We start from the raw sequence: 13,790 nt of genomic DNA, 5'->3' as shown, positions 1-13,790 counted from the left end.
ATTTTGGTCTAAATTTTTAATTATTCCTCTTAAATTCTTCTCTGATTAACAGCAAAAAGCCTCCGCAATCAAGCGGAGGCTGATTTTATGGGAATTATTCTGCAACCTGATTAATAATAGCAAACTGATAAGCTGTAATCAGGTTAGCTCTCTGTCGCCAAAGAGTCAAAAGCTATTTGTATCATAGAGCAATGTAAGCTGATCAAGATATCCGTTAATCCGGTTGAGCTTATTCTTTGTTGCGGTTAAAAGCTTTGCGTTTGCAAACTCACCGTTAAGTATAGCGTATTTCAAAGCCTTTCTCTGCTCGCTTGTAACAGTCACCTTTGGAATATCCTGCGGCTTTGCAAGTGAATATGTGCTTGTGCTGTCTGAAGTTATTGATACAGCCACAATGGCATTGTCAATAAGTTTATTATTATATATTAAATGTTAAAACAAAAATTCCCTTACAAACCGATATAAATTTAACCTAACCGGTCTGTAAGGAAGTTTTTATTAAATTACATTAAATTTTACTTTAAAGTATTAATACACTGTTTAAAAGTTTCAATAACATACCATGCGTCATCGTCCGACATGGTTGTATTGAGCGGAAGTGTAAGCTGATTTTTATGCATATTATAGGTATTCGGATAATCCGAAATCTTAAAGCCTCTCTTTTTGTATGCGGAAAGCATTGGGAGCGGCTTAAAGTGAACATTGCACATAACACCGTTTTCCGCCATCATATTGTAGAACTTGTTACGATACTCGTCATCTTTTCCGATAAAGCGTACAAAATACAAATGACCGCTGCTCCTGTGATTTTCGTCGCAATGGTTAAGCACCTGAATAGGCAAATCCTTAAATTCCTCGTTATACACACGGATAAGCTCGTGACGGCGTTCAAGGATTTTTTCGTATCTTTGCAGCTGAACCACACCGAGTGCCGCAAGAACATCCGGCATATTACATTTATATTGAGTATCCACAACATCATATTCCCAAGACGCTACCTTGTTCTTCTGATAAGCGTCCTTTGTCTGACCGTGAAGTGACAAAAGCATATACTGCTTGTATATGTCGTCCTCGTCAAGCCATTCGTGCGGACGGTGAACGGCTGCACCGCCCTCAGCAGTAGTCATATTTTTAACTGCGTGAAAACTGAAGTTTGTAAAATCGGCAATTTCTCCGCACATTTTGCCTTTTCTTCTTGCGCCAAAGGCATGTGCGCCGTCTGCCATAACAATTACTCTTCCGAATTTCTCCTGAATTTCATTCTTTGGCTTAAACACGCTTTTCTGTCGTTCAACAGCCTCAAAAATTCTGTCATAATCGCAGATAACACCCGCAAGGTCAACAGGAATGATTGCCTTTGTGTTGTGATTTATGGCAGCCTCCATTTTGTCATAATCCATCTCAAAGCTACCGCTTTTGCAGTCAATCATAACGGGCTTTGCACCGACATGATAAACTATAGACGCTGTAGCTGTGTAAGTATATGCAGGTAAAATTACCTCGTCGCCCGGTCCGATACCGAGAATACGAAGTGTAAGTTCTGCGCAAGAGGTTTGTGAAGAAAGGCAAGCCGCACGCTCAACATTGCAATATTCTGCAATACGGCTTTCAAAAAGTTTTGTTTCGGGACCTGTAGTAATCCAGCCCGACTTTAAAACCTTTACAACCTCGTCAATTTCTGCCTGTGTAATATCAGGCGGCGAAAACGGAATTTTTCTCATTTCAACTTCTCCTTGTAACGGGATATTCAGTGAAAACAATAAGTATATAAAAATACTATAAAATCTATATTTGTAATTAAATGCTAAACTTCATTATACATCATATGTTTATAAAAGTAAAGCAAACAAATTGACTTTTCACTGATTTTGTTCACTATTTTTTAATTTTTCCCTCTCCTGTGCCTGTTTTTTAAGTAAATATTTATTCTTTGTTGCCATTCCGCCTCTTATATGTCTTTCGCTTTTGTTGGTTTCGAGTATTTGCCGCACCTCTCTGTACAATGCAGGATTTACCTTTCTTAATCTTTGGCTTACATCTTTATGTACTGTTGACTTTGAAATTCCGAATTTTTTAGCGGCTTTTCTTACGGTTGCCTTGCTTTCTATTATATATTCGCCGAGCATTGCCGCCCGTTCCTCAACTATACCTTTCATAAATTCCCCTCCGAATGGTTTATGGTAAATTATATGAAAGTGGCAACTTGTGTATGCAAGATAATATCATTTGTGGAAATCAGACATTTTATTACAAGATATTTATGTAAAAGCAACACAGAAATTGCGGCTTTTGTAGATAATAATAAAAAGAAGCGGCAAAGTTTGTGAGTTTATTTGCCTTGTTATATATTTATATTTATGCTAAAATGTAAATAGTAAATAAAACATTTTTAGTTACTATGTTCAAAATAAAGGAGGCTGTAATTATGAAAAAACACAGTCGCTTATACAAAATGTTATCTGTTTTTTCAGCACTTGCAATTACTGCGCCTATGTTTGTAATCTCCGCATCAGCCTCTGTGAACGATTCCTCTGTGGGCAACCCAAACTATATTTCATATAATCAGGATTTTTACAATTCAAACTCCGAGCTTTGCAATACCCTTATAGACAGTATGGAAAATTTGAACAGCGAAATTGATGTTGAAAAATATCAATTATCTATAAATGATATAAAAAAAGCTATGCGCACGGTATCGGAAATAAGCCCCGACCTTTTCTATGTAAGCAAAACAACCTACGGTCTTGCAATCGGTTCTTGCGTAGCAAGAGTTATTCCTACATATATATATTCAAACGAACAGATTGTACAAATGCGAAGCGAGCTTGAAAGCAAGACAAATGAAATTCTTGCAAAAATTCAGCCGAATATGACTGATTTTCAAAAAGCCGCAATAATTCACGATGAAATTGTACTTAACTGTGAATACTCAAATTCACCTGACGCACAATATACCCGTACTTCCGTTTATGATTGTATTGTAAACGGATATGCAAATTGCCAGGGCTATACAAGCTCAATGTCTTATTTGCTTGAAAAAGTAGGTATTAATTCCGAAATTGTTGAATCCTCTCAAATGAATCATATTTGGAATCTCGCTGAAATTGGCGGAAATTATTATCATATTGACGCTACATTTGATGATCCTACGCCCGACAGATACGGTTTTGTATCACACAAATATTTTCTGTTGAGCGACAGCGCAATTAAAACATCGTCGGATATTTCGGTACATTACGGATTTAAAACAAACAATTCTTGTACCGACACCGCTTATGATAACTCATATTACAAAAATCTTAACACAAAATTCTGTTACTCAAATAATCTTTTTTATGCCGCAGACAATAGCAACAGCGGTAAAAACTCAAAAAAACTTGTTGCTTTCAATCCCGAAACCGGTTATGCAGAACCTGTAGCGGATATTTCCGATAAATGGTACACTAACGGCGGTTTAAGTTATTGGCACGACAGTTTTGTAAGTACAGACGAATACAACGGCAATATCTATTTCAATCTTAACAATTTTGTATGCAAATACAATACTGCAAACGGAACGGTAACCCAAGTTACAAATAAAATCAATACTTCAAACTATGTATACATCTATGGTATGAAAGTTGATAACGACGGAAATTTTCTTGCAGATGTAAAAAAATCCCCGTTTGACGATGCAAATATTATTAAACTTAATGTTTTGCCTGAAAACAAACAGGAAAAACTTGATATTGGTTTTGGCAAAGTAAACACTGATTTGTTAATTCCTCCTAAATTTTTATTAGGTGATATTAATGAGGACGGCAATCTTTCAATTCTTGATGTTACTCTTTTACAAATGATTTGCACAAATTCACTTGATGCAAAAGAATCGCAAAAACTTGCGGCGGACTATAACGCTGACGGACAAATTGATGTTAATGATGCAACCGCATTGCAAATTTATATTTCTAAAAACAGTTAGTAGTTTTTTCATTTTATACCATTTTTCCGAAAAGACATCTTCAAGTAATGAAGGTGTCTTTTTTATTCCGTTTTTATATCGGAGTAAAGAAGTTAAAATAAGGTTTAGCAAAATACTTTGTTATAGTCTTATATTTTTTGTAATACTATGTTAAACCATAATATTCCCACTTAAAAAAAGTACAAAAGCAAAACTCCGCACAGGTCAGCCGACAACCTATGCGGAGCGTAATTTTATATTATTTTTCTGTTTTACTGTCTGTAGTATTTGATTCTCTCTTAATCATTTTTCCGTTTACAAAGACATAATCATTACTGCTGTCTGCTCTTTCGACAGCCTGCTGTTCAACTATTTTCTCTACTTTTTCTTCAAATTCTTTATCAACCAATAAATCTTTACCTGTAAAAGAACCAACATTTTCCTGTAATCCCTTCGCTATTATGACATTCACACCATAAGTTGCTATCAAGGGATAGAATAAAACCGCAACTGTTATTGCAATCACCAGCATTGCTCCCTCTGCTGCGGCAATCCATAATATAAAACCAAGCGATACAGCAATAAAGAAAAGCATTGCAAGAATATTTTTAAGGATATTACCGAAAGCAAGTATAAAAGAATTTTTATAAATATCTGATATTTTCAGTTCATACGTAACCGACATTATCGGCACATAAAACATCATAGATGTAAGAATAAGCGAAAACAGAACATATACGGTAAGCATTGAACCGTATGCAAGACTTGAACCGAGCAATGAAAAATAATACATAAACGCAAATATCGAACAAGCTATAATTGCGTAAGTAACAACTCCGTGCAATAAAAACGCCTTAAAATTCTCTTTAACTGTACCGAAAAATGTTTTTGCAACCGGTACATCCTTTTTTTCAATTCCTATTTTTCGCACCGTCATAACAAGTCCCGCAAAAAACGGCATTGACGGAATGATTCCCAGACACCATACTATAATATTGTTAAAACCCGTAAGGTAACCTATCAAAACAAACAACGCCGTAAATACCGCAAACGCAACTGCATTGATAAGTTGGGCAAGCAGTAATCTGGGAAATTCAGTAAAAAACCGTGCAAAAGCACTATTTGAAAAACTGTTCATAAAAACCTTCTCTTTTAAAAGATATTAATACAATTCTACCACATTATAAGCTTTTATAGCAATAGTAATTTAACATTAATAAATTACAAAACTGTAAATTCAACCGATTATTTATGCTGTTTTGATGTGATTACGGCGAAACAAGTCAGATTTTCACTGAAAAATTTGCCGTAATTTTTTGTAATTATTCATTTTACGCAACACCATGTTTTAAAAACAGATATAAATTTTTTAAACTTTTTTCAAAAAACTCTTGCAACTGTGACAAAAATATGTTATCCTTGTGATAACGAAGAAAAGCAAGGATTGCTTTTCACAATGCTCGCAAAGAGTAAATAATTGAAATTAAGGTGAAAATTATGAAAAAGTCAACAATCATAAGAGCATCTGCTCTTTCCGTTGCTGCTCTCATGGCTGCAACATCACTCGTAGGCTGCGGCGGCAACTCAACTTCAAGCGACAGCGGTAGCAAATCAGACGGCGCTAAAAAAGGTTCGGTTTATTATTTAAACTTTAAACCTGAGCAGGACAAGGATTGGCAGGCTTTAGCAGCTAAGTACACAGAAGAAACAGGCGTTAAGGTTACTGTTGAAACTGCTGCCGAGGGTACATACGAATCAACCCTTACAGCTGCAATGGATAAGGACAACGCTCCTACACTCTTCCAGGTAAACGGCCCTGTAGGTCTTGCAAACTGGAAAGATTATTGCTATGACCTTAAAGATTCGAAGCTTTATTCACAGCTAACAAATCAGGATTTTGCTCTTAAAGAAGGCGACAGCGTTTACGGCATTGCTTATGTTGTAGAAACATACGGTATTATTTACAACAAGACACTTCTTAAGAAATATTTTGATTCTGATTTTGCAACAATTAAATCAATTGACAAGCTCAACAACTTTGCAGCTTTAAAGACTGTTGCAGACGAAATTCAGGCTCACGCTTCTGACCTTGGCGTTAAGGGCGCATTCACATCGGCAGGTATGGATTCATCTTCAGACTGGAGATTCAAGACTCACCTTGCTAACCTCCCAATCTACTATGAGTACAAGGCAGACGGCATTACTTCAACAGACGCTATCAAGGGTACATACCTTGACAACTACAAGAACATCTTTGATCTTTACATCACAGATTCAACTTGTGCTCCGACTGATCTTGCAAACAAGACAGCTACAGACGCTGTAACAGAGTTTACATCAGGCGAGGCTGTATTCTATCAGAACGGTACTTGGGAATACACAGGTATTAAGGACGCAGGTCTTACAGACGACGATCTCGGTATGCTCCCGATTTACATCGGTGTTGACGGCGAAGAGAACCAGGGACTTTGCACAGGTTCTGAGAACTACTGGTGTGTAAACAAAAACGCAAGTGAAGATGACATCAACGCTACACTTGATTTCTTAGACTGGTGTGTAACAAGCGAAGCAGGTACATCTGCAATGGCTGACAATATGGGCTTTGTAATTCCTTTCAAGGCTGCTAAGGAAGCTACAAATGTATTTGTAAAGGCTGATGCTGAATACACAGCAGCTGGCAAAACTCCGGTAAGTTGGAACTTTACAACAATGCCAAGTGAAGACTGGAAAAACGGCGTAGGTACAGCTCTTACACAGTATGCAGCAGGCACAGGCTCATGGGACGATGTTAAGACAGCATTCGTACAGGGCTGGGCTACAGAATACGCTAAGGCTAACGGCTAATCCGTAAATCCATTAATCATTAAAGGTTAAAATGTATGGCAGGGGAGGCGGCATCGTCTTCCCTGTTTTTTTGACAGAAAGTTTGACAGAAAGGTAAAAATATGTTTAAAAAACGCAGCAGAAAAATATATTTTCTTGTTTTTGTTGTGCCTACTCTTATTGCTTTTATGATCGGCTTTATATACCCATTCTTTCAGGGCATATACCTTTCGTTCTGTAAATTCCGTACAACAAGTAATGCAACCTGGGTAGGTTTTGACAACTACATAAAAGCTTTTCAGAACGAATCGTTTATCCGCTCATTCTGGTTTACCGCACTTTTTGTGGTAGTATCGGTAATTCTCATTAACGCAATCGCTTTCTTTGTCGCCTATGCTCTTACGCTTGGCATAAGAGGCTCAAATGTTTTCAGAACCGTGTTCTTTATGCCAAACCTTATTGGTGGTATTATTCTCGGTTACATTTGGAAACTTATATTTGACGGTATTTTACAGAATTTCGGCACAAACATTGTGCTTGATGCTAACTTCGGCTTTTGGGGACTTATAATTCTTATGTGCTGGCAGCAAGCCGGATATATGATGATTATTTACATAGCCGGTTTCCAAAGCGTTCCGTCCGACCTCTATGAAGCAGCAAAAATAGACGGTGCAAACAAAAAGCAGTTACTTACAAATGTAACTCTTCCAATGATGGCTCCATCAATTACAATTTGTACATTCCTTACACTTACAAACTCATTTAAATTGTTTGACCAGAACCTTGCCCTCACAGGCGGTGCTCCGGGCGTTCTATCTGAAACAAGCGGTACAATGATTTATCAGACACAGATGATGGCTCTCAATATTTACAACACATTCTACGCTAACCAGAACTCAAGAGGTGTTGGACAGGCTGAGGCTGTAATCTTCTTTGTAATTGTTGTAATTATAGCACTTGCACAGCTTTACTTTACAAGAAAGAGGGAGGTGCAGCAGTAATGGCTAACGAAACAACTAAAGTTGCTCCTGCAACAAAAGTTAAGGCTAAAAAAGAAAAGCCGCCTAAGAAAAAGCAAACAAAGGGTATGAAAATACTCACAGTTATTTTTTCAATAATTTCTGTATTTTATGTTGCACCTGTTTTTATTGTTCTTATGAACTCGTTTAAAACAAATGCAGGTATCAGTAAGTATCCGTTTGCATTGCCGAATGCAGAAACTTTTTACGGACTTAAGAGCTATATTACAGGTATGTTCTTCGGTAACTTCCCATTTTGGAAAACCATTTTATGCTCACTTTTTATTACCGTTGGCGGTGTATTTCTGATTTTGCTCTGCACATCAATGTGTGCATGGTATTTACAGAGATCAAACTCAATTATCTGCAAAATCATCTACTACTTCTGCATTTTCTCAATGGTAGTACCTTTCCAGATGGTTATGTTTACTCTTGCAAAAACAGCCGACAACCTTCACCTCACAAACCCTGTAGGTATTCTTGTAATTTACCTCGGTTTCGGTGCAGGTCTTGCGGTATTTATGTTCTCGGGGTTTGTAAAATCAATTCCGATTGAAATTGAAGAGGCAGCCGATGTTGACGGTGCAGGTCCGCTAAAAACTTTCTTCGGCATAGTTCTTCCGATTATGAAACCTACATTTATTTCGGTTGGTATTCTCGAAACAATGTGGATCTGGAACGACTATCTTCTCCCTTATCTTATTCTTGATAAGTCGCTTTACAAAACCATTCCTATTCATATTCAGTATCTTAACGGTAGTTATGGTCACACAGATACAAGTGCCATTATGGCGCTCATCGTACTCAGCATTATTCCGATAATTATTTTCTACTTTGCTTGTCAGAAATACATTATTGAAGGCGTTGTAGCCGGTGCTGTAAAGGGTTAATAATTTTTCAGGACATTTTCAATGTGAAAATGTCCTGATTTTTTGTATAAGCAAAGCCGAACTCAATCAAGAGCTCGGCTTTATTTTAATTCTTCTGATTTTGTCTTAGTGTACCATTGCGATAGGCTTTTATGAGGTCTTTTAAATCTTTTATGTTCTCTCGTATTTTTTTGCCGTTGTCGGTATCCCCCACAAGTATTCTCTTTTGGCTGACCTCGGTCGCTACCTGATTTGTCTGCATATCTCTGCCGCTGTGGATTGTATAATCAACCGATTTAAACGGCTCGTGAGCGGTCAGCATTAAACCGTATGAATTATAAATCAGCGTATAACCCGCAATACCCGTAACTTTATGATACGGTTGAGAAAATCCGCCGTCAATTATAATAACCTTGCCGTTGCATTTAACGGGACTTTCGCCCTCTGTATGGTGAATAGGCACATGACCGTTTATAATATGAGCATTGTCGCCCTTTATACCGAACATTTTAAAAATTCTGTCTACAACCTCTTCATCATTAAAGAGTCTGTAATAAACATCTTTTATTTCTTTATGGGTGCTCTCGTCTGCGATAAAATACCGTTCAAATGTAGTCATTTTATCCCTGCCGTACAGCGGAGAATCCGCACCGTTCCACAAGAACCACAAAATGTCCCTGCCCACTCGCTTTTCTTCTTCGTTCACGGAGAAAAACGCTTTTCTGGCGCAGCGCTCAAGTTCATCGTAAAGTTCTTTTCCGCATAAATCTTCACCAAAAAGATTTATATTTCTGAAACTGCCGTCCTCATTCATCGGAATACAACCGTGGAAAAGCAGATTATTATTGCAAACCTTATAAAGACTTCCTTTTTGCAAAAGTAAATTAATATGTGATTTCAGCTTTGAACAGTTCACAAATGAATTGCTTAGCTTTGCAATTACCGACTGTTCTTCACTTGTAAGCTCATAAGGATTATTAAAATCAATTGTCGGGAAATATCGGTCAAGCATAGGATATTCCTTACCGTCAATTGTAACCGTTCCTTTGTCTGCGTCAATTTTGTCAAGCAAGCGTCTGTTATCCATATTATACTCGGGATGTTTTGCTATTAACTGTCCCTCAAGTTTAAACTGAATAATCGTAATCGCCTTGTGCATTTTCATTGCGAGCACAGTTTGAGTATCCATCTCACTGCCGTGGCGACTGCGAATTGTAAACTGAGCGCACGGATCGTATGCATAGGTTTCCATTGCAAACAGTATAAGCGGCATCATACTGATTCCGTAACCGTTTTCAAGCACGGAAAGATTATCGTACAAAAGGCTTGTACGCACAATATTGGCAATGCAGGCAGGCTGACCCGCAAAAGCACCCATCCACAGCACATCATGATTGCCCCACTGAATGTCAAGCGAATGATAATTCATCAGGCTGTCCATTACAAAATGCGAGCCATAGCCTCTGTCATAAATATCGCCGATAATATGCAGATGGTCGATAACAAGCCTTTGAATAAGGTTTGACATCTCAACTATAAACTCGTCCGCACAACCTATCTCTATAATTGTATTTATAATTTCATCATAATAAGCCTTTTTATTGAGAACTTCTTTTTTCTCGGTAATAAGCTCCTCAATAACATATCTGAAATTTTCAGGCATAGCTTTTCTGACCTTTGAGCGTGTGTATTTTGAAGATACAATCTGACACACAGACACAAGTCTGTACAGCGTTGTGCGATACCAACTGCTGTCGGCTCTGCCCTGATTTTTTACATACTGTAATTTTTCTGACGGATAATAAATAAGTGAAGCCAAATCTTCTTTTTGGTCTTCAAAAAGAGTATCGCCGAAGACATCGTCAATCTTTTTCATCACAGCGCCCGACCCGTTGCGCAGTACATGGGCAAAGGCTTTGTATTCGCCGTGAATATCAGACAAAAAATGCTCTGTTCCCTTTGGCAAATTTAAAATTGACTGCAAATTAATAATTTCCGTTGCAGCACTGTCTATGGTCGGATATTGCTTTGAAAGACATTCCAAAAATCTTATTTTTTCCATAAATTCACCGCCAATTTCATTATACCCTTATTATATATTCAATTCTTGCATAATTCAATATTTTTATAAAAATCAATAAATCTGTTATGCCGAAAGTCAATAGCAAACGCTTTAGATTTTACAATTTGCATTATTCAGGATATTGAACAAAATCAATATAAAATGTATAATAAAATAAAATTCAACAATACTTGGAGGCATACAATGTCTGAAAAACGGAAATACACACTCGGAGAAGAAATTTTTAACTCTGTATCGCACGGTGTGGGCGCTTGCCTGTCTGTTGCCGGAACAGCAGTAATGATAGTCGCCTCGGTAATCCACACCGATGTATGGGGAATTGTCAGCTCGTGTATATACGGTGCTTCGCTGATTATTCTTTACACAATGTCAACTCTTTATCATTCGTTTACAAACAAAAAAGCCAAGGCTTTTTTCAGAATAATGGACCACAATACAATTTTTCTGCTGATTGCGGGAACATACACACCCATTACTCTTTACTATCTGCAAGGCGCAGTAGGTTGGATATTATTCGGCATAGTGTGGGGTGCGGCAATATTCGGAATTGTAATGAATTCAATTAACCTTGAAAAAGCACGAATACCGTCAATTTTCTGCTATGTGGCAATGGGATGGGTAATAATCTTTGCCATAAAACCGCTTATTGCATCAATGCCGAGTATTTCACTTGTATTTTTAATAATCGGCGGAGCTTTCTATACACTCGGAATTATATTTTACGCAATAAAAAAGGTAAAATACTTTCACTCAATATGGCATCTCTTCACCATTGCAGGCAGTGTTTTTCACTACTTTGCAATCTTACTCGGATTCTGGAATATATAACAAAAAGCGACTGTCTGCGGGCAGTCGTTTTTCATTGAAGCAGCGTTTGCAAACCGATAATTAATCCTATATTTTTCGGCTCTATGTCAATAGTTGGGGTAAATCCGAAAAATAAGAAAGATTCTTTATCAAAAGTTGGGGGAAATTAAGATTTTCGCACAAATTAAGCGAAATAATTTTTAAATTCAGGTCAAGCCTTTTACCTTTTATAATTGCTCGATAAAACAATTTGCTAAATCATAATAACTCAACCGTTAATGAATAACCGTTACTCTTCTTCCGGGTAGGTCATTCCCCATTCTTTGCGAATATCGGTCATAATTTTCATTACATCTCTTGTAAAATCAAGGTGCATTAAGTCAGCGTTACCTGCAACCGTTTGCTCCATATCTTCAACTTCATAAAGCAGGGCATTCTTGGTTTCGCCCTCACTTACAGTTTCTGTATGTCCGTCATCTGTGTATGTTATAACCGCTTTCTGTCCTCTCGGATATTCAAAAATTTCAACATATCCTTTGTCAAAAGCAATTGTGCCACGCTTTGGCTGTTTTGCGTGCAGTGAAAGTATCACAGACGCCATCTCTTCCTCTTTGTTTTTAAGAAGAATACTTGCCTGTTCGTCAACTCCCGTTTGCGCATATTTGACTTGTGAGAGCACTTCGTTGGGGCAAGAGGTCATAAACCATCTTACAAAAGAAAGCGCATATACACCAATATCAAGCATTGCACCGCCCGCAAGATTTCTGTTAAAAAATCTGTTTTTCATATTATATTCTTTGTAACTGCCAAAATTCATCTGCAAAAGTCTTAACTCTCCCAAATCGCCCGACTGGATTTTTTCGTTGAGCGCTTTATAAATCGGCATATGGTAAATTGTCATAGCCTCGGCAAGCACAACATTATTTTCCTTTGCAAGCTTTATTGCCTCTTCAAGTTCTTCCGAATTAAGCGTTATTGATTTTTCGCAAAGCACATGCTTTTTCGCTTTCAGCGCCTTTCTTAAATAAGAAATATGTGTATTATGCGGTGTAGAAATGTAAATAATATCAACATTTTCATCTTCAAACAGCTCGTCAATGCTGTTATAAACCTTTTCAATACCGTACTTTTCGGCAAAAGCAACCGCTTTTTCGTGAGTTCTGTTTGCCACAGAGTACAGCTTTTGTCCACGGCTCTGCATTGCTTGCGCAAGCTCGTTTGCAATTACACCGCAACCAAGTGTTGCCCAATTAAATGTCTTCATCATCACCAGCTCCGTTTCATAATATAATACTTTCGTATTACAAAATCAGTATAGCATTACAAACAGCAATTGTAAATGTAGCTGATGTTAATAATAAGTCAAATTTTGCTTTTTTATTTATAATAATTAACGAAGATGTAATTACAACTTCCACACCTTCTCCGATAGAGCAAACCGAAGCAAAAGAAAATGCTTATTATGACTTTTGGGGTCTTGAATAAAATCAATCCGCTAAAATAATTTAACCTAAAACCTAAAACCGCCGCTCAGATTTTTACTGAGCGGCGGTTTACTGTCTTAATTATTGATATTGTTTTGAATATTTGGATAATATTTTTAGAATCACATATTATTCCATTCACGCATAACCTTTCTTAATTTTAAATCAATATCAATTCTTGTCTGCCGACATTCATCGGCATGCTCTTTAGCTGATTTAAAAATAAATTTCATAACAAATTTTGAAAAGCCCGGCACAAGTAATTTAATTAATGTTTCAGGGAACACAAAATGAGTGCCGTATTTGTACACAAGCACCTCGTAATCACACTTATGAGGCGTTTTCTTTAATCGCTCGTCCATTCGTCTTATATACTTTCCCGTATTCCATAAAGTATCGTCATCTGCGCCGATTAAACATAACTTTCCGCAAATATTTTCAACCTTAATCATTTCTTTTTCGGTGAGATTATACGCTTTTTCGGAATCATCAAAAAGTTTTCTTGAACACAGAATATTGCCTGTTCCTTTTGTTTCCTGTTCTATCACTTTCCAATAATCAGGGTGTTTATACACAAAAGGCATATAATCAAGAGGTTTTCCATGCCACGATAATGTAGATTCACCCTCAATAGGCCATTCTTTACAGCCATCTTTATTACCTTGCATAAACCCCTGCCATACGAAGTCGCTTGGCGTCATTGCAACAGTTAAAGTAATATCAGAAAAATAAGATGCCGCCACCAAAGCAAGCATAAGCAACATA

Annotated in this window: 13 protein-coding genes; 6 read left to right on the top strand and 7 right to left on the bottom strand. The window is 37.2% G+C overall.

What is annotated here, in order from left to right:
- Nucleotides 1-165: 165 nt before the first annotated feature.
- From KGF34_RS09740 to spoIIID, 3 genes are all read right to left on the bottom strand, one after another.
- Entirely contained in the window at nt 166-393 is a 228-nt protein-coding gene (locus KGF34_RS09740; protein WP_252558861.1) for a hypothetical protein, read from the bottom strand.
- Between the two features lie 122 nt (nt 394-515).
- Nucleotides 516-1,721, bottom strand: a complete 1,206-nt coding sequence (locus KGF34_RS09735; protein ID WP_186935678.1) for a DegT/DnrJ/EryC1/StrS aminotransferase family protein — start codon at nt 1,719-1,721, stop codon at nt 516-518.
- 138 nt (nt 1,722-1,859) lie between these two features.
- Nucleotides 1,860-2,156 (bottom strand): sporulation transcriptional regulator SpoIIID, encoded by a 297-nt coding sequence (spoIIID, locus tag KGF34_RS09730; RefSeq protein WP_022235032.1) that lies wholly within the window; start codon nt 2,154-2,156, stop codon nt 1,860-1,862.
- A gap of 269 nt (nt 2,157-2,425) precedes the next feature.
- On the opposite strand from spoIIID, the gene KGF34_RS09725 reads away from it, so the two are divergent.
- Nucleotides 2,426-3,961, top strand: a complete 1,536-nt coding sequence (locus tag KGF34_RS09725; RefSeq protein ID WP_252558860.1) for a dockerin type I domain-containing protein — start codon at nt 2,426-2,428, stop codon at nt 3,959-3,961.
- Between the two features lie 238 nt (nt 3,962-4,199).
- On the opposite strand, the gene KGF34_RS09720 is transcribed toward KGF34_RS09725, so the two are convergent.
- Nucleotides 4,200-5,078 (bottom strand): DUF624 domain-containing protein, encoded by an 879-nt coding sequence (locus KGF34_RS09720; RefSeq protein WP_252558859.1) that lies wholly within the window; start codon nt 5,076-5,078, stop codon nt 4,200-4,202.
- A 359-nt stretch (nt 5,079-5,437) separates the two neighbouring features.
- Here KGF34_RS09720 and KGF34_RS09715 point away from each other — a divergent pair, with 359 nt between their 5' ends.
- The 3 genes from KGF34_RS09715 to KGF34_RS09705 all read left to right on the top strand — a co-directional run bounded on the left by KGF34_RS09715 (nt 5,438) and on the right by KGF34_RS09705 (nt 8,672).
- Nucleotides 5,438-6,784, top strand: coding sequence for an ABC transporter substrate-binding protein (locus KGF34_RS09715; protein ID WP_252558858.1), 1,347 nt, complete (start codon nt 5,438-5,440; stop codon nt 6,782-6,784).
- Between the two features lie 101 nt (nt 6,785-6,885).
- On the top strand, nt 6,886-7,764 hold the full coding sequence (locus KGF34_RS09710; RefSeq protein WP_022235036.1) for a sugar ABC transporter permease: 879 nt from the start codon (nt 6,886-6,888) through the stop codon (nt 7,762-7,764).
- 86 nt (nt 7,765-7,850) lie between these two features.
- Nucleotides 7,851-8,672 (top strand): carbohydrate ABC transporter permease, encoded by an 822-nt coding sequence (locus KGF34_RS09705; RefSeq protein ID WP_186935951.1) that lies wholly within the window; start codon nt 7,851-7,853, stop codon nt 8,670-8,672.
- 85 nt (nt 8,673-8,757) lie between these two features.
- Here KGF34_RS09705 and KGF34_RS09700 read toward each other — a convergent pair whose 3' ends face one another.
- Complete coding sequence (locus KGF34_RS09700) at nt 8,758-10,713, bottom strand: fructose-1,6-bisphosphatase (protein WP_252558857.1); 1,956 nt, start codon at nt 10,711-10,713, stop codon at nt 8,758-8,760.
- 204 nt (nt 10,714-10,917) lie between these two features.
- On the opposite strand from KGF34_RS09700, the gene KGF34_RS09695 reads away from it, so the two are divergent.
- Entirely contained in the window at nt 10,918-11,562 is a 645-nt protein-coding gene (locus KGF34_RS09695) for a hemolysin III family protein (RefSeq protein WP_022235039.1), read from the top strand.
- Nucleotides 11,563-11,830: 268 nt separating this feature from the next.
- Here the strand turns inward: KGF34_RS09695 and KGF34_RS09690 are convergent, their stop codons facing one another.
- Nucleotides 11,831-12,805, bottom strand: a complete 975-nt coding sequence (locus KGF34_RS09690) for a Gfo/Idh/MocA family oxidoreductase (protein ID WP_195411114.1) — start codon at nt 12,803-12,805, stop codon at nt 11,831-11,833.
- Between KGF34_RS09690 and KGF34_RS09685 the strand changes: the two genes are divergently transcribed.
- A complete protein-coding gene (locus KGF34_RS09685; RefSeq protein ID WP_252558856.1) occupies nt 12,796-13,026 on the top strand; it encodes a hypothetical protein in 231 nt (76 codons plus the stop codon). The genes KGF34_RS09690 and KGF34_RS09685 overlap by 10 nt on opposite strands.
- Nucleotides 13,027-13,147: 121 nt before the next feature.
- On the opposite strand, the gene KGF34_RS09680 is transcribed toward KGF34_RS09685, so the two are convergent.
- Nucleotides 13,148-13,789, bottom strand: coding sequence for an acyl-CoA thioester hydrolase/BAAT C-terminal domain-containing protein (locus tag KGF34_RS09680; RefSeq protein ID WP_252558855.1), 642 nt, complete (start codon nt 13,787-13,789; stop codon nt 13,148-13,150).
- Nucleotide 13,790: the final 1 nt, after the last annotated feature.

Source organism: Ruminococcus sp. FMBCY1, from assembly GCF_023921805.1.
Taxonomy (GTDB): Bacteria; Bacillota; Clostridia; order Oscillospirales; family Acutalibacteraceae; genus Ruminococcoides; species Ruminococcoides intestinale_A.
The sequence above is the reverse complement of the archived record's forward strand: the minus strand, read 5'-3'. Positions and strand labels throughout refer to the sequence as shown.